General features: G+C 33.1%; 16 protein-coding genes. 4 read left to right on the top strand and 12 right to left on the bottom strand.

Going from position 1 to position 17,617, the window contains the following annotated elements; translation table 11 throughout:
* Positions 1-31: 31 nt before the first annotated feature.
* From Q4487_RS11915 to Q4487_RS11890, 5 genes are all read right to left on the bottom strand, one after another.
* Positions 32-1,912: a penicillin-binding protein 2 gene (locus Q4487_RS11915; protein WP_303543113.1), complete on the bottom strand. Its 1,881-nt coding sequence runs from the start codon at positions 1,910-1,912 to the stop codon at positions 32-34.
* Between the two features lie 505 nt (positions 1,913-2,417).
* The gene (mreC, locus tag Q4487_RS11905; protein ID WP_100894915.1) at positions 2,418-3,230 is read right to left on the bottom strand and encodes a rod shape-determining protein MreC; all 813 of its coding nucleotides are present in this window, start codon (positions 3,228-3,230) and stop codon (positions 2,418-2,420) included.
* Positions 3,231-3,295: 65 nt separating this feature from the next.
* Positions 3,296-4,324, bottom strand: a complete 1,029-nt coding sequence (locus Q4487_RS11900; protein WP_013620356.1) for a rod shape-determining protein — start codon at positions 4,322-4,324, stop codon at positions 3,296-3,298.
* Positions 4,325-4,380: 56 nt separating this feature from the next.
* Positions 4,381-5,913, bottom strand: a complete 1,533-nt coding sequence (purH, locus tag Q4487_RS11895; RefSeq protein WP_303543119.1) for a bifunctional phosphoribosylaminoimidazolecarboxamide formyltransferase/IMP cyclohydrolase — start codon at positions 5,911-5,913, stop codon at positions 4,381-4,383.
* A 95-nt stretch (positions 5,914-6,008) separates the two neighbouring features.
* Positions 6,009-6,461, bottom strand: coding sequence for a GAF domain-containing protein (locus Q4487_RS11890; protein WP_100894917.1), 453 nt, complete (start codon positions 6,459-6,461; stop codon positions 6,009-6,011).
* A gap of 176 nt (positions 6,462-6,637) precedes the next feature.
* Between Q4487_RS11890 and Q4487_RS11885 the strand changes: the two genes are divergently transcribed.
* The 3 genes from Q4487_RS11885 (at position 6,638) to Q4487_RS11875 (ending at position 9,773) form a co-directional block, all read left to right on the top strand.
* Complete coding sequence (locus Q4487_RS11885) at positions 6,638-7,042, top strand: hypothetical protein (protein ID WP_100894918.1); 405 nt, start codon at positions 6,638-6,640, stop codon at positions 7,040-7,042.
* A gap of 115 nt (positions 7,043-7,157) precedes the next feature.
* Positions 7,158-9,407 (top strand): TonB-dependent siderophore receptor, encoded by a 2,250-nt coding sequence (locus Q4487_RS11880; RefSeq protein ID WP_303543122.1) that lies wholly within the window; start codon positions 7,158-7,160, stop codon positions 9,405-9,407.
* 12 nt (positions 9,408-9,419) lie between these two features.
* Entirely contained in the window at positions 9,420-9,773 is a 354-nt protein-coding gene (locus Q4487_RS11875) for a heavy-metal-associated domain-containing protein (protein WP_100894920.1), read from the top strand.
* 73 nt (positions 9,774-9,846) lie between these two features.
* Here Q4487_RS11875 and groL read toward each other — a convergent pair whose 3' ends face one another.
* From groL to miaB, 7 genes are all read right to left on the bottom strand, one after another.
* Positions 9,847-11,478 carry a chaperonin GroEL gene (gene groL, locus Q4487_RS11870; RefSeq protein WP_100894921.1) on the bottom strand — a complete coding sequence of 544 codons (1,632 nt, stop codon included), beginning with the start codon at positions 11,476-11,478 and terminating at the stop codon, positions 9,847-9,849.
* 108 nt (positions 11,479-11,586) lie between these two features.
* Positions 11,587-11,865, bottom strand: coding sequence for a co-chaperone GroES (gene groES / locus Q4487_RS11865; protein ID WP_100894922.1), 279 nt, complete (start codon positions 11,863-11,865; stop codon positions 11,587-11,589).
* A gap of 139 nt (positions 11,866-12,004) precedes the next feature.
* The gene (gene secG / locus Q4487_RS11860; RefSeq protein WP_303543126.1) at positions 12,005-12,355 is read right to left on the bottom strand and encodes a preprotein translocase subunit SecG; all 351 of its coding nucleotides are present in this window, start codon (positions 12,353-12,355) and stop codon (positions 12,005-12,007) included.
* 3 nt (positions 12,356-12,358) lie between these two features.
* Positions 12,359-13,399 carry a hypothetical protein gene (locus Q4487_RS11855; RefSeq protein WP_303543128.1) on the bottom strand — a complete coding sequence of 347 codons (1,041 nt, stop codon included), beginning with the start codon at positions 13,397-13,399 and terminating at the stop codon, positions 12,359-12,361.
* Positions 13,400-13,403: 4 nt separating this feature from the next.
* A complete protein-coding gene (locus Q4487_RS11850; RefSeq protein ID WP_100894924.1) occupies positions 13,404-13,934 on the bottom strand; it encodes an LptE family protein in 531 nt (176 codons plus the stop codon).
* Positions 13,935-13,938: 4 nt separating this feature from the next.
* Positions 13,939-15,219: a sigma-54-dependent Fis family transcriptional regulator gene (locus Q4487_RS11845; RefSeq protein ID WP_100894925.1), complete on the bottom strand. Its 1,281-nt coding sequence runs from the start codon at positions 15,217-15,219 to the stop codon at positions 13,939-13,941.
* A 4-nt stretch (positions 15,220-15,223) separates the two neighbouring features.
* Positions 15,224-16,666: a tRNA (N6-isopentenyl adenosine(37)-C2)-methylthiotransferase MiaB gene (miaB, locus tag Q4487_RS11840; protein WP_100894926.1), complete on the bottom strand. Its 1,443-nt coding sequence runs from the start codon at positions 16,664-16,666 to the stop codon at positions 15,224-15,226.
* Between the two features lie 142 nt (positions 16,667-16,808).
* Here miaB and Q4487_RS11835 point away from each other — a divergent pair, with 142 nt between their 5' ends.
* Positions 16,809-17,573, top strand: coding sequence for a hypothetical protein (locus Q4487_RS11835; RefSeq protein WP_303543133.1), 765 nt, complete (start codon positions 16,809-16,811; stop codon positions 17,571-17,573).
* Positions 17,574-17,617 lie beyond the last annotated feature (44 nt).

The following is a 17,617-nucleotide window of genomic DNA, read 5'->3' as shown; positions in this document are numbered from 1 at the left end:
AGTTTTCTGCTAATTTTTGATTGCTAAAAAGTTACCAAGCTCTTTCATTAATAGGAAAAGGTTCGCCACTGTAAGGTTTGGCATATTCTTTTTCTAATGTTTTTTCTAGCATTCTCTTTTCTAAGTCTTTACGGGTAATTTCTCCTTTCAAGTATTTTTCTATCATTAAAGATGCAATATGTCCGGCGTATCTACCTCCAAAATAACCGTGTTCTATAAATATAGCTATTGCAATTTTAGGATTTTCTACCGGTGCAAAAGCAACAAAAATAGAATGGTCAGTTAGCTGAGTTCTTACTCCGTTTATTCTGGTGAAATTTTCTACAGTACCTGTTTTTCCGGCAATATCAATACCGGGAACTTGTAGCCAATGCGCTGTACCGCCAGGAGTTTTATATACAGCCTCCATACCTTTAATTACAGGATCAAAATTTTCTTTATCTATTGTAGTGTATTTTCTTTGGGTGTATTCCGGATTTGTAATTGGCTCTCCTTCTATTTTTTTTAGAATATGAGGGGTATAGTAATATCCTTTGTTGCCTATTGCCGCTGTCATATTAGCTAATTGTATAGGCGTTACGGCAACTTCTCCTTGTCCAAAAGAAAGAGAAACTATGTAGGACCAAGACCATCTGTTGTCTCCATAAATTCTATCATAATATTCTTTTCCTGGTATTCTTCCTCTACTTCCGGTAGGTAAATCTGTTCCTAGATATTCTCCTAAACCAAAGCTTTTAACATGTTTTTGCCAAACATCCATAGCTTCATCAGTGGTGTCAAACTTGTCAAAAATTTGTTTAAAAGTGCCAGCAAAATAGGCATTACATGATTGGTAAATGCCACTATTCATATTTCTTAATCCTCCACCACAGTGGCAACCTCTTTTTGTTCTGTTTTTACCAACATAAAACCCATTGTAGCAACGTATTGTTTCGTCTGGTGTCATTACATTTTCTTGTAAAGCAATAAGAGCGTTAATTACCTTAAAAGGAGATCCAGGAGATTCTTGTGCAAGTAAACTTCTGTCCCAAGTTGGCTTGGCAATACTGTCATAATATAATTTTGTATAATTAGCAGAACGTTTTCTACCTACTAAAAGGGCAGGATCATATGTTGGGCCAGATATTAATGATAATATTTCTCCAGAACTTGGTTCTAGAGCAACAATACCACCGTGTTTACCAACCATTAATTTTTCTCCGTATTCTTGAAGTTCTTTGTCTATAGTAAGTTGTATCTCTTTTCCTGGTTCGGGTAAAGTGTCTAAAGCTCCGTTTTTGTAAGGGCCTATATCTCTGTTAAATCTATCTTTTTGTATGTACTTTACGCCTTTTCTTCCGCGTAGTATATCTTCATATTGGTTTTCTACGCCAGTTTTTCCTTTTAATTCACCTTGAGTATAGTACGGGTTCTTTTTTAAGTCTCCTGGCGTAACTTGACTAATGTAGCCTAGTGCATTTGCGGCACTTTTTGTATCATAATATCTTAAAGACCTTTTTTGAATATAAAAGCCTTCATATTTGCGCATTTTTTCTTGTAATCTAGCATAATCTTCTTTTGAGAGTTGAGAAACCATTACATATGGTAATCTAGGAGAACGAATTCTTGCGGTCTTTATATTTTTAATGAAAGTGCTTTTATCAATCCCTACTAAATTGCAGAACTCTATAGTGTCTAGTGGTTTTACTTCTCTTGGTATTACCATTACATCATAAGCTGCTTGGTTTGCTACAAGTAATTTTCCGTTACGGTCGTAAATATAACCGCGTTCAGGAAAGTCATAAATAGCTTTAATGGCAGCATCTTCTAAAATTTGATTTGGAGAAAAACTAAAAATTTGCAAATAAGATAGTCTTCCTAAAAAGGTAAGACCTATTAAGATAATGAAAGATGAAAGAAGAATTTTTTTCATTTTTTCTGAATACTAAACAATGATTTTATTAGTAGGCAAAGGAGTAAGGATGCACTACCAACAATTAAAACTTTCTTTAAAATTAATAACAAATTATTGAAACTAAAAATTTCTAGAGAAAAGAAAATCAAATGATGAAATAATATTAATAAGGCTAAAAAAGTAACCTGCTGTAATGTAGTTGTGGAGGTCATTTTAAAGTTTTGAAAATCGTAGTTAACCCCAAAACAAAAACGCATTATTCCAGATCTTAAATAAGCAATTGTTAAACATGCGGCCGTATGTATAGCCATAGTGTCAGAGAAAAAGTCTATGGTAAGACCAAGAAAAAAACTAACAACAAGTAAAATAGACAAATTTTCTTTTACAGGATACCAATAAAAAAACAAAATGTAGACCATAGGGTTTATAAACCCTAAAAAGTTAAGGTTGTTAAAAACCAATACTTGTGCTAGAACAAGAAAGAAAAACCGAATAATATGTAGTACAAGTTTATTGTTTAGCATTATTTTATTCTCTTTTCTAATTCTTTAATTTCTACAATGTCTTTATTTTTTATGATGTAAACATTTTTAATATTAGCCATATCCTGAAATAAGGTTATGTTAATATGGTATACGTTTTCAGATTTTTTTAAGCTGTAATCTTTAATAACGCCAATAGGAATATCTTTAGGAAAAATACTAGAACTAGCTCCTGTAACAATAGTATCACCTATATTTAGCTTAACTAATCTAGGGATATCTGTTAGTTGTACCGTATTAAAATTTTTAGTATCCCAAATTAGAGAGCCAAAATAATCTAAGTTTTTGAGTTTGGCATTAATTGTAGACTTTGTATTTAGGATGCTTTGTACTAATGAGAAATTGTTAGATGTATGGTCTATAATACCTAAAATACCATTAGACGTTATAACACCCATATCTTCTTTTATATTCTGATTTTTACCTGCGTTTATAGTAATGTAGTTTTTAGATAACGAGTAGCTATTTTTAATAACATTTGCTTTAATTACATTGTATGTTGAGGTAGAATCTGTTTTTAGACTGTCTGGACTAACAATATTTTTATTAAAAAGTAAATTACGTAGCCTTTTGTTTTCTTCTAAAAGAGTGTTGTTTTCTTCTTGTAAAGAAAAGTAGGTAGACACATTGGTAGATGTTTGGTAAATATTACCAGAAAACCAATTTGTAGAATTTAAAAACTTAGATTGATGATATGAGTTTGCCTGTACCGTAAAACCCAATGCAATTAGTAATAAAAAAACATACAGTAGTCCGTTTTTGTTTCTTATTAAAAAGTTGATAATTTGCTGCATTCATTTTACATATTTGGCGGTATAAACTTAAGCTTATACTTATGTTATAAAAACATCCTAATTAATTATTTAATTAGGATATTCTTATAACGTTCTAAGTTTTTAAGAGCAATACCTGTTCCTCTAACAACTGCGCGTAAAGGATCTTCTGCTATATATACGGGTAAATCTGTCTTTTGGGATAACCTGCGGTCTAATCCTCTTAACATAGATCCACCACCTGCAAGGTAAATACCTGTGTTATAGATATCTGCAGCTAATTCTGGTGGAGTCTGAGATAAAGTTTCCATTACCGCATCTTCAATTCTTAAGATAGATTTGTCTAAGGCCTTAGCAATTTCTCGGTAAGAAATAGAAACCTGTTTAGGTTTACCTGTTAATAAATCTCTACCTTGTACAGACATTTCTTCAGGTGGTTCTTGTAAATCTTCAGTAGCAGAACCTATTGTTATTTTAATGTTTTCAGCAGTACTTTCACCAACATAAAGGTTGTGTTGTGTACGCATATAATAAATAATATCATTTGTAAATACATCACCTGCAATTTTTACAGACTTGTCACAAACAATACCACCTAATGCAATAACAGCAATTTCTGTAGTACCACCACCTATATCTACAATCATATTACCTTTAGGCTGCATAATGTCTAGCCCAATACCAATAGCTGCTGCCATAGGTTCATGAATTAAATAAACCTCTTTACCGTTTACACGTTCACAAGATTCTTTTACTGCTCGCATTTCTACTTCTGTAATACCAGAAGGAATACAAACAACCATACGCAATGCAGGCGGAAACCATTTCTTTTTTAATGCAGGTATGTTTTTAATAAACATATTTATCATCTTTTCAGACGCATCAAAATCTGCAATTACACCATCTTTAAGTGGTCTAATTGTTTTTATATTTTCATGGGTTTTACCTTGCATCATATTGGCATCTTTACCAACTGCAATTATTTTTCCGCTAATTCTATCTCTAGCAACAATAGAAGGGCTATCTACAACAACTTTGTCTAAATGTATTATTAGTGTATTAGCTGTTCCAAGATCTATAGCTATCTCTTCTGTAAAAAAATCAAAAAATCCCATGTATTATAAATTGGTTTCTGGACTAAAAGTAAGTTTAATCGACGAATGTAACAAAATTAATGTTTAAAATGACGTGTGCCAGTCATTACCATAGAAATTTTGTTTTCATTGCAATAATCTACACTTAATTGGTCTTTTATAGAGCCACCTGGCTGTATAACGCTTGTAATACCATTTGTACCTGCAATTTCTACACAGTCTGGGAATGGGAAAAAAGCATCACTAGCCATTACCGCTCCGTTTAAATCAAAATTAAAAGATTTTGCCTTGTGTATTGCTTGGTTTAAAGCATCTACTCTAGAGGTTTGTCCTGTTCCGCTAGCGCATAATTGTTTTCCTTTAGCAAGTACTATTGTATTAGATTTTGTGTGCTTACATAATTTAGAAGCAAATATTAAATCTTCAATTTCTTCTGCTGTAGGTTTTGTATCTGTAGCATTTTGTAAATCTGCAACAGTATCTGTTTTATGATCTTTATCTTGTACTAAAACACCGTTTAAACAAGTTCTTACCAATGTTTCTGGTAAAGTAACATCATTCTGTACTAAAATAATTCTATTCTTTTTACCCTTTAATACTTCTAAAGCATCAGCGGCAAAACTAGGAGCAATAACAACCTCACAAAATAATTTATGAATTTCTTCTGCTGTAGCAAGGTCTATTTCTTTGTTACTAATTAAAACTCCACCAAAAGCAGAAACAGGATCACCAGCTAAAGCATCTACATAAGCTTGGTGTAATGTTTCTCTAGAAGCTAAACCACAAGCGTTGTTGTGCTTTAATATTGCAAACGTAGGTTCATCATTTTTAAATTCACCCATTAGGTTTACGGCAGCATCTACATCTAATAAGTTGTTGTAACTTAATTCTTTACCGTGTAGTTTGTTAAACATTGCTTCAAAATCTCCGTAAAAGAATCCTTTTTGGTGCGGATTTTCTCCGTAACGTAAAGCCTTCCCGTTAGTTTCGCTAATTTTTAAAACAGTTTCTTCTTGCTCTTTATTAAAGTAGTTAAAAATAGCAGTATCGTAATGAGAAGATACATTAAAAGATTTGGCAGCAAAACGCTTACGATCTTCTAAAGTGGTTGTGCCGTTACCAGTAGTAATTATATCTAAAACTTCACTGTAATCTTCCATAGAAGAAACACAAAGTACATCTTTAAAGTTTTTAGCAGCGGCTCTAATTAAAGAAATACCACCTATATCAATTTTTTCAATAATATCTTGCTCTGGTGCACCACTAGCAACAGTTTTTTCAAAAGGATATAAATCTACAATTACAATATCTAACTGAGGAATATCAAATTCAGCTAACTGAGCCTGGTCATTCTCGTTTTCTTGCCTATTTAAAATACCACCAAAAACTTTAGGGTGCAAGGTCTTTACACGTCCTCCTAAAATAGATGGGTAGCTAGTTACATCTTCTACAGGTATAACATTAATTCCTAAATCTTTAATAAATTTTTCTGTGCCTCCAGTAGAGTAAATTGTTATTCCAAGTTCGTTAAACTTTTTTACTAAAGGTTCTAAACCGTCTTTGTGAAAAACAGAAATTAATGCTGATGTAGCTTTTTTTGTGGTACTCATTTTATGTGCTTATTGTTAAAAGATTGAATAAGGACACAAAAGTAATTTTTTTGCGATTAAGAACGGCAATGGTTTATCAACAAAAACACAAAGTTTTAAAGAATTTTAGCAACTTCTGCACATATAAACTCTAAAAAGTCTTCATCTTCTTTAGAAAAAGGATCTGGAGTGCCAGAATCTATGTCTATTTGCCCTACGTTTTCTCCATTAACAAAAATAGGAATTACTATTTCTGCTTTTACACTTATGCTGCAAGCAATATAGTTGTCTTGTGCTTGTACATCCGGAACAACAAAATTTTCATTAGATACAGCAACTTGTCCGCAAATACCTTTTCCAAACGGTATAATTACATGGTCTGTTGGTTCGCCAACATAAGGGCCTAGCTTAAGTTCGTTTTTATCACCATTTTTAAAATAAAAACCTACCCAATTGTAATACGGTACGTTTTCTTCTAGTAGCTCGCAAATAGCCAAAAGAGTCTGGTCTTTATTGCCTTTGTTGTTTTCTATAATAGTTAAAACTGATGGTTTAAGCTCTTGTAACATTGTGATGTTCTATAAGTTTTATGCAAAAATAAATCTTAATTTTTGAATTTGCATTATTATTTGTTTGAATAAAGTCGATGGTGAATAACAAAACTAACTTAGTACACAACATTTAATACTACTTTGGCAACCAAAACTGTGCAAATAAAACTTTTTTAGCTACTTTTGATGTTGTAATGAAACAGTTAGTACATAAAATAACAACTATAGCACTTGCATTATTAGTGCTGCTTTCTACAGTGTCTTTTGCTGTAGAAAAACATTTTTGTTGTGGCGAGTTAGTTTCTGTGTCTGTGTATCCAGAAGATTTTGGCTGTGGAGAAAGCGCTTTTTTAACCGTAAATAACATTACTGAAAATAATTGTTGTACGGGTATTTTAGAGGCAGTAAAGGGTCAGGATAGGTTAACTATTGCTTCAGACAAAAACGAAAAAGTAATAACAAAATATGTTATTACTTCCATTTCTTATTCAGCTCCTAGTACTGAAATTGTATTTCATCAAAAAGCTAGGTTTGTAAAGTATGTGCCGCCACTTTTGGTACAAGATGTGCAAGTAGCGCATCAGGTTTTTAGAATTTGATTTTTTTATTGGTTTATGTTTTACTACGCATATTGCTTCAATAGCAATTGTGAAGAGGGTTTATGTTGTGTAAACTTTAAAAATATGTTTCAATGATTAAAAATCAATTTTAAAAATGCAAAAAATAGTTTTTATTCTTCTTGTGTTGCCACTCTTTGTATTATCGCAAGAGCGTGTAACGGGTACAATATTTGAAGAAACAGCTAAAGGAGAAACACTGCCTTTAACAGGTGCAAATGTATATTGGCATAATACCAGTGTTGGTGTTATTACAGATATAGATGGTGGTTTTTCTATTCCATATAAAAAAGAATATTCTAAATTAATAATAAGTTATGTTGGTTTTAAGACCGATACACTTACTATTACTAAACCGGGTAAAATTACCCATAATCTGCAATCAACTAGTACATTAGATGAGGTTACAATTACCGCAAAAAAAGAAGCTACAACCAAATTGTATTTAAAAGCAGAGAATACAATGGTTGTTGGTAGTGATGAGTTGTTAAAGGCTGCTTGCTGTAACTTGTCTGAGAGTTTTGAAACTAACCCGTCTATAGATGTAAATTTTGCAGATGCAGTTTCTGGCACCAGGCAAATTAAAATGTTGGGTTTAACAAGTCCTTATATATTAATAGCTACAGAGAACATACCATCTGTACGTGGAGCGTCACAAGCATATGGGTTAAGTTTTATACCTGGTACTTGGGTAGAAAGTATACAAATTACCAAAGGTATGGGTAGTGTAATAAATGGGTATGAGAGCATAGCAGGACAAATAAATGCTGAGCTTAAAAAACCTTTTGAGGATGATGCCTTGTTTGTAAATGTTTACGGAGCAAGTAGTGAGCGTTTTGAAGTTAATACACACCTAAATACTAGAATAGGAGATAAGTGGAGTACGGGTTTGTATATACACGGTAATAGTCACGATAAAAAACATGATGTTAATAATGATGGCTTTATGGATATGCCTATCTACAATCAAATTAATATCATGAATAGGTGGCAGTATATAGATGTAGAAAAAGGATTTGCTACTTTTTTTAATTTTAAATATTTAAATGATGAAAAGCAAACAGGGGAGTTAAATTTTGATCCGGATACAGATAAGTTAACTACTAATGCTTGGGGAAGCGAAATTAATACAGAGCGAGCTGAGTTTTCTGCAAAGTTTGGTTATGTTAACCCAGAATTACCTTGGCAGGTTTTAGGAGCACAGTTTGCAGTAAGTAACCACAAACAAGACTCTTACTTTGGTTTAAACATATATGATATTGAGCATACAAGTGTGTATTCTAATGTAAATTACAACTCTATAATTGGGGACTCTAGACATAAAGTGAAAACTGGGATTAATTTTACGTATGATAAATATGATGAGTTAGTTTTGGAAGATAACTATGCGCGAATAGATAATTCTGTTGGTGGTTATTTTGAGTATGGTTATGATAATTTAGAGAAGCTAAATATAACAGCAGGTGTACGTGTAGATAACCATAATAGGCTTGGATTTTTTGTGACTCCACGAGTACATTTACGTTATTCTCCTTGGGAGAAATCTGCTCTAAGAGCTTCTTTTGGAAGAGGTAAGCGTACTGCTAATATTTTTGCAGAAAACCAGCGTATGTTTGCTACAGGTAGAACAATTAAGATTGATGATGATGGTGGTAATATATATGGTTTAGATCCGGAAATTGCTTGGAATTACGGAGTGTCTTTTTTGCAAGGCTTTAATTTGTTTGATAAAAAAGGTGATATTTCTGTAGATTTTTACAGAACAGATTTTGAGAATCAGATAGTTGTAGATTGGGAAAATCCACAAGAAGTTAGTTTTTATAATTTAGAAGGTGATAGTTATGCAAATAGTTTTCAGACAGAATTAAATTATGAGGTGTTTAGTAATTTTGATTTGCGAGTAGCTTATAAATTATATGATATAAAAACACAATACAAGTCTGCAAAGTTAGAAAGGTCTTTAACGCCAAAGCATAGGTTTTTTGCTAATGCATCATATAAAACAAAAGGACATGGTTTTATTAAAAAGTGGAAGTTTGATACTACTTTTAATTGGTTAGGTACGCAACGTTTTTCATCTACTTCTAGTAGTGCAGAAGAATATCAATTACCGGCTTACTCACCAAGAGTAGCTACTTTAAATGCGCAAATAACAAAAGTGTTTTCTTCTAAATTTGAAGTTTATGTAGGAGGTGAAAATATAACTAACGTTAGGCAAAATATGCCAATTGTAGGAGCTAATGATCCTTTTGGCTCTAATTTTGATACTACATTTGTATACGGGCCGGTTTTTGGAAGTATGTATTATGCAGGTTTACGATTTAAATTAAATAAGTTAAAAAAATAAAATATAAAAATTATGAAAAAAATAGCTGTTATAGTAATGATGTTGTTTGCTTATGTTTCTTTTGGGCAAAATAAAAATGCAAAAGGAAGTTTAGAGGTAAATGGTGTTTGCCAAATGTGTAAAGACCGTATAGAAAAAGCTTGTATAAAAACCAAAGGTGTAAAAAGTGCTATTTGGAATGTAAAAACTCATGAGCTTAAAGTTATTTTTGACGAACGAAAAACTAACTTAGATTCTATAGAAAGTAGTGTTGCGGCTGTTGGTCATGATACTAAAAATTTAAAAGCTCCAGATGATGTATACAACAGCTTGCATGCGTGTTGTTTTTATAGGGATAAAGAAGTTCAAGATGATCATAAAGAGTAATTGTAATACTCTAAAAAGCAAAACGCTCCAATGAAAATTGGAGCGTTTTTAGTATTCTTAAGTTTATAAAAGATTACATCATACCTGGCATACCACCACCCATTGGAGGTGCAGCAGCTGGTGTGTCTTCTTTAATATCTGTTAAAGCGCACTCTGTAGTTAAGATCATACCAGAAACAGAAGCAGCATTTTCTAATGCAACTCTAGTTACTTTTTTAGGATCTATAATACCTGCTTTAAGCATATCTGTGTAAGTTTCTGATTTAGCGTCGTAACCAAAATCTCCTTTACCTTCAATAACTTTAGCAACAACAACAGAACCTTCTCCACCAGCATTTTCTACAATTGTACGCAATGGAGCTTCTATAGCTCTAGCAACAATTTGTAAACCAGTTTCTTCGTCTGCATTTTCTGCTTTTATTTTAGATAAAACAGCCTTAGCTCTAACTAAAGCAACACCACCACCAGCAACAATACCTTCTTCTACGGCAGCTCTTGTAGCGTGTAATGCATCATCAACTCTATCTTTTTTCTCTTTCATCTCTACCTCAGAGGCAGCACCAACATAAAGTACAGCAACACCACCAGCTAATTTAGCTAAACGTTCCTGTAGTTTTTCTTTGTCGTAGTCAGATGTAGTAGTCTCTATCTGAGATTTGATCTGGTTAACTCTTGTGCTTATTGTAGCAGCATCACCAGAACCATTTACTATTGTAGTGTTGTCTTTATCTATAGCAACTTTTTCACAAGTACCAAGCATATCTAAAGTAGCGCTTTCTAAAGAGAAACCTCTTTCTTCAGAGATAACTGTACCACCAGTTAAAATTGCAATATCTTCTAACATTGCTTTACGTCTGTCTCCAAAACCAGGAGCTTTAACTGCAGCAATTTTTAAAGATCCACGTAACTTGTTTACTACTAAAGTAGCTAAAGCTTCACCGTCTACATCTTCAGAGATAATTAATAAAGGCTTACCAGATTGAGCAACTGGCTCTAATACAGGTAAAAGATCTTTCATTGCAGATATTTTTTTATCAAACAATAAAATATAAGGGTTTTCTAATTCTGCAACCATCTTTTCAGAATCTGTTACAAAGTAAGGAGAAAGGTAACCCCTGTCAAACTGCATACCTTCTACAACATCTACATAAGTATCTGTTCCTTTAGCCTCTTCTACAGTAATAACGCCTTCTTTACCAACTTTGCCAAAAGCTTGTGCAATTAGTTCGCCAATAGTTTCGTCATTATTTGCAGAGATAGATGCAACTTGTTTAATTTTGTCTGAAGAATCACCAACTTTTTTAGATTGCTTAGCAAGGTCTTCTACAATAGCTTCAACAGCCTTGTCTATACCTCTTTTTAAATCCATTGGGTTTGCACCTGCAGCAACATTTTTAAGTCCTTCTTTAACTATAGATTGTGCTAAAACTGTAGCGGTAGTTGTACCATCACCAGCTAAATCATTAGTTTTAGAAGCAACTTCTTTAACCATTTGTGCCCCCATATTTTCTAAAGGATCTGCAAGCTCTATTTCTTTAGCTACAGATACACCATCTTTAGTTACGGTTGGTGCTCCAAAAGATTTGCTAATAATTACATTTCTTCCTTTAGGGCCTAATGTTACTTTTACTGCGTTAGCTAAAGCATCTACACCTCTTTTAAGGCCGTCTCTAGCTTCAATGTCAAATTTAATATCTTTTGCCATCTTTTATTATGTGTTTTTAAGTTTTGCTATTAGCTTTTGGCTAATAACATAAGTTTGATTATTAATTAAGAGCTAAGAGTCATTAAAGACAAATAGCAAATAGCTATATTAGATAATAGCTAAAATGTCGCTTTCTCTCATCATTAAATAGTCAGAACCTTCTAACTTTAATTCTGTACCGGCATACTTACCGTAAAGTACAGTATCACCAATTTGTACAGTTATTTTCTCGTCTTTAGTTCCCGGGCCAACAGCAACTACTTTACCTTGTTGAGGTTTTTCTTTAGCAGTGTCTGGAATTATTAATCCAGAAGCCGTTTTAGTTTCTGCTGCCATCGGTTCAATTAGCACTCTATCTGCCAATGGTTTAATGTTAACTTTAGCCATATTTTATGATTTTTTAATATTAATTTTTCTGGTGTTATATAGGCAGAAATTGTGCCATAGCGTAAAACTGACAAGTTGTAAAACAAAAAATGCCAGCTTGTCATAAGCTGGCATTTTTAATATATTTTAAGGGTACGTTTTACTTAATACTGTCCATTAAGTTAGTGTCTGTACCTTCAGGAGTAGCTGTATCCGTAGCAGCAGGAGCTTCTGTATTTGTTTCTTGTAATAATTTAGAATCTGAGTTAGTACCCTTACCAGGTAATGCAACGTTAGACATTAAAATTAGTATAACTAATAAAGCAGCTAAAGTCCAAGTACTTTTATCTAAAAAATCTCCAGTCTTTTTAACACCACCAACTACTTGGTTTCCACCGCCGCCAAAAGAAGAAGATAATCCGCCACCTTTTGGGTTTTGTACCATAATTACTAACATTAGTAAAAGCGATACTATAATAATAAGAACTAAAAATATTGTAAACGTACTCATCTGTTATATGTTTTCTTTTTGAATTTTTTCTACCGATTTTATTCGGTTTGCAAAGAAACTACTTTTTTCTGGATATTTCAAACTTAAAATCCTATAAGCTTGAATTGCTTTTTTGTATTTTTTTTGTTCTAAATACACCTTAGCAAGTGTTTCGGTCATTAACTCGTCTTTATTAAGTTTTACCGAACTAGAAATATCTACTTTAGTTTCTATATTTTTTGCAGGTTTAATTTTAGGGTTTGTCTTTATAAACTTGTCTATAAGGTCAAACTTTTTATTTTTTTTTTGCTTTACTTCTTCAACAATTACTGGCTCCTCTTTTATTTCTTCTTCAATTTTATCCTCTTCATCCTCTGGTTTAGGGGTGGTAAGTTGTAGCCATTGAGCAAACGAATGTTTTTCTTTTTTTGTAAAGTTAAGAGGCTCACCAATATTTAGTTTTTCGCTTTCGGTTTTTTCTTCCTCTGGTTTTTCTGTCGGTAGAAGTTCTGTAGTTTCTTCTGTTCTGTTTTTTAGAGCATCTTCCTGAGCTTTAACTTCTAACTCATCAATATCATTAGGAGTTTCTAATTTTTCAACAGCAATAGCTTCTTCTTCTTCTTCTTCTTCTTCTTTGATTACCTCTTTAGTCTCAAAAAGGGCATCATCTAAAATCTTTTCAGCATCATCTATGTTTTGTGGTAAAGGCTTGTCTTCGCTTTCTTCTAACATATTTGGCGGAGATGCCACTTCTTCAGAAACTACATTTAGTTTTTTGAGATTAGCGTTTTCTCTAATCTCTTTAATTGTTGCAGTATTATTTAGAAATTCCGGAGACGTTATAAAATCGAATAAAACATCCCTGTTGGTAGTGTGTGCAGCTGTTACTTTTAAAGCATTATTGTATTTAAAACTATTGGTGTTTTTAAGGCCTTTTAAATGAATAGCGTGCGCAGCCTGAAAATAAGGGTAGTCTGTAATAATCTCTTCTAGCTGGTTTATTTGAGCTACAGAGTTAATGCTTTCTGGTTGTTGTAATAAATGTGTAAAATCTGTTATTTTCATAAAACTACCAGTCTGCTAAAGATTTGCTAAAAATATCCTGTGTAATACGCTCAAAAATTTCAGCGTGTGCTTCAGCCTTTACAGAAGCCAATAAAGAGTTTGCAGGGTAATCATAAAAGAATGAAAAACGCTGTTCAAAGTCTGAGTCTTCTTTTGTTTTATTGTAAAAACGTACATTAACCGTCATAGTTAATCTGTTTTGTGCCGCTGTTTGTGCCGCTGTAGCTGTCATTGGAGAAATACGGTATTCTACAATTTCACCTTCGTATACTAAATCTCCGTTAGATGTAGTTAAACTTACGCTTGTTTGACTTCCTATTAAATCTTGCAGTGCATTTGTAAAATTCCTATCCAGTCCAGGTTCTACAGTAGAACCTGCACTTTGCGATGCGTAGTTTTGAAAAAAGTTTACCTGGAAAGATTTAGCATCACCAACGCTACCACCTGTAAAATTGTAACCAACACTTTTTAGTCCGCATGCTTGTACTGTGCAAACAATAATTAGTAAAGCAAGTATGTTTTTTATGTTTTTCATCTAGTTATAAATCAAACTGTTTTATTTTTCTATATAAAGTACGCTCAGAAATACCTAGCTCGGCAGCAGCAGCTTTTCTTTTTCCACGATTTCTTTCTAAAGATTTTTTAATAAGTTCTATTTCTTTGTCTTGTAAAGATAGGGTTTCTTCCTCTTCTATTTCTTCTGCAAAATGGTATTTATCATCTAGTGGTGTTACAGGAGATATAACCTCTTCTCTTTCTCTGCTAGGGTTGGGTAAGTGTAAAATTTCTGAAGGAGAACTTTCTGCCTCTTCATAGTCATCTTCTTCGTGGTCCCCGTATATTTTCTGAATTAAGTGCTCGTTTTCTTCTTGTACTTTTTCACTATCGTTATTTTTCATTAACTCTAGTGTTAGCTTTTTAAGATCGTTAAGATCTGCTTTCATATCAAAAAGAACTTTGTATAAAATTTCCCTTTCGTTGCTAAAGTCGCTCTCTTTTTTTTCTTGATTTACAACAGCAGGTAAATTTGTGTTACCACCGTTTGGTAAATAAGAATGTAGGGTAGCAGCAGAAATATTACGATCTGATTCTAAAACAGAAACTTGTTCGGCAACATTTCGTAATTGTCTAATGTTACCTGCCCAACGGTATTTTTGTAGTATTTGCACAGCATCATCAGATAAACGTATTGTAGGCATTTTGTATTTCTGACTAAAATCTGATGCAAATTTTCTAAACAATAAGTGAATGTCTTCTAAACGCTCGCGCAAAGGCGGCAGATTTATTTCTACAGTACTTAGTCTGTAATACAAGTCTTCTCTAAATCTATTTTTTTTAATGGCTTCAAACATATTTACGTTTGTTGCGGCAACAATACGTACATTGGTTTTTTGCGTTTGTGAAGAACCAACTTTTAAAAATTCACCATTTTCTAGCACACGTAACAGGCGTACTTGTGTTGTTAAAGGTAGTTCACCAACCTCATCTAAAAAAATGGTACCACCATCTGCAACCTCAAAATACCCTTTACGGGTTGTTGTAGCACCTGTAAAAGCACCTTTTTCATGACCAAAAAGTTCACTGTCTATTGTGCCTTCTGGTATGGCGCCACAGTTAACAGCAATATATTTTGCGTGTTTTCTGTGTGATAATGAGTGTATTATTTTGGGAATAGCTTCTTTACCAACACCACTTTCACCGGTAACTAATACAGAGATATCTGTAGGGGCAACTTGTATTGCTTTTTCTATGGCTCTATTAAGTTGTACATCGTTTCCAATGATCTCAAACCTTTGTTTTATTGCTTGTATAGATTCCATTTCGTTATTTTTTTACAATACTACCTAAAAGGGTTCCTGTGGTGCAATCTTCAATTTTTACGCTTATAAATTGTCCTACTTGACTAATGCCATCTTTTGGAAAAACAACAACAGCATTTTGCGAGTTCCTACCCATCCAATGTTCTGTAGATCTTTTAGATTCGCCTTCAATTAAAACTTCATCAATTTTACCTAAACGTTGCTGTAACCTGTAACCAGAGTGCTGCCTTTGTAATGCTATAATTTCTGCGAGCCTCCTTTTTTTGTCCGCTTCTGGCACGTCATCTTCTAATTTACGAGCGGCCATAGTTCCTGGTCTTTCAGAGTAAGAATACATATAACCAAAGTCATATTTTACATATTCTAGTAAAGAAAGAGTGTCCTTGTGGTCGTCTTCGGTTTCTGTTGGGAAACCAGCAATCATATCCTGAGAAATAGCACAATCAGGAATAATTTTTCTAATGTTGTCTATTAAGGTAAAATATTCTTCTCTTGTGTGTAGGCGGTTCATAGCTTTTAAAACTCTATCACTTCCGCTTTGTACAGGTAGGTGTATGTGGTTGCAAATATTATCATATTTGGCCATTGTTTTAATAACATCTAAAGTTAAATCTTGTGGATTAGAAGTAGAAAAACGAATTCTCATTTCTGGTTGCGCTATTGCTGTCATTTCTAATAAATTAGAAAAATTAACAGCAGTTGCTTTTTGCATATCTGTAGCTTGGTCAAAATCTTTTTTCAATCCGCCACCATACCATAGGTAGCTATCTACATTCTGACCTAAAAGTGTAATTTCTTTGTAACCTCTGTTCCAAAGGTCGTTTACTTCTTCTAAAATAGATTGTGGCTCTCTACTACGTTCTCTACCGCGAGTAAAAGGAACAACGCAAAAAGTACACATATTATCGCAACCACGAGTAATAGATACGTAAGCAGAAATTCCGTTTGTATTTAAACGTACAGGAGCTACATCGCCATAAGTTTCTTCTTTAGATAGGATAACGTTTATAGCGTTACGGCCTTCATCTACTTCTTTTATTAAATTTGGTAAATCTTTGTAGGCATCTGGACCTACAACCATATCTACAATTTTTTCTTCTTCTAAAAACTGACTCTTTAAACGCTCTGCCATACATCCTAAAACCCCAACTTTTAAGTGAGGCCTAGTTCTTTTAACAGCGTTAAATTTTTGTAAACGCTTGCGTATGGTAAGTTCTGCTTTTTCTCTAATAGAACAGGTGTTTACTAAAACAAGGTCTGCATCTTCTAAAGTTTGTGTGGTGTTAAAACCTTCTTTTGCTAAAATAGATGCTACAATTTCACTATCAGAAAAATTCATAGCACACCCATAACTTTCTATGTATAGTTTACGTGTATTGTCTTTTTGGTTTTCTAATGTTAAAGAATTACCCTGTATTGTTTCGTCTATTACCTTCTCTTCTGCCATATCTAAATCTACTACTAGCTTGTAAAAGCACAAAGATAGTACTAAATCTAAAAAAGTGACAATTTGACAGTTAAATTTAATTAATTTTTAGCGGTAAAATCGCAGTTAAGTTTATTTTTGCTTTTTTAAACAAATTTTAGATATGAATTTTTACGACGTAGAGGGGAAAATAATTACAAAACCAGCATTGGATTTTGGTGCTCTTTTTAATAAAGGTATAGAGTTATTTAAAGTGGTTTGGTTGCCAGGATTTGTTACGGTGCTGTTTAGTACATTGTTAACATTATTGCTAGTTTTAGTTATGTACACGCCTTTAATAGCACTTGGTATTTTTAATGCAGAAGCATTTGAAAGTCAAGAACCGCCTATTGCTTATACTTTTCTTTCAATGTTTTTAATGCCGGTTATTGTGGTGTGTATTTTTGCTGTAAACCTGTTACTAATGGCTGGTTTTTATAGAATATGCAGGGCTAAAGATGCAAAACTAAACACAGATGGTCATTTTTACTACTTTAAAAAACAATACATAAGTAAAGCTTTTGTTTTAGCATTAATAACTATTGGCTTAGCTATAGTGGGTATGCTTGCTTGTGGTGTAGGTTTAATTTATTTAGGTGTGCCATTGGCTTTGTTTCCTGTGTTTTTAGCTTTTGAAGAAGAACTGTCTGCTTTAGAAATAGTAAAAGCTAGTTTTGCTTTAGGTAATAAAAATTGGTTGGTGCTTTTTGGAGTTACCTTTGTAATGGGGTTAATAGCACAACTTGGTGTAATTTTATGTGTAGTAGGAATTTTGTTTACAGCAATGCTTGCTAGAATTCCTATTTATTATGCTTATAAAGACGGTGTAGGTTTTAAAGATGATGATACCGAAGATAGGTTAAAAGCCCTTGCTTCATCAGATTTGTAAGTTGTTACGCAACCCTTATGTTTGTTCTGTATCTGTTTTGTAAC

Origin of the sequence: Cellulophaga sp. 3_MG-2023, assembly GCF_030546975.1 — a bacterium.
Taxonomy (GTDB): Bacteria; Bacteroidota; Bacteroidia; order Flavobacteriales; family Flavobacteriaceae; genus Cellulophaga.
The sequence above is the reverse complement of the archived record's forward strand: the minus strand, read 5'-3'. Positions and strand labels throughout refer to the sequence as shown.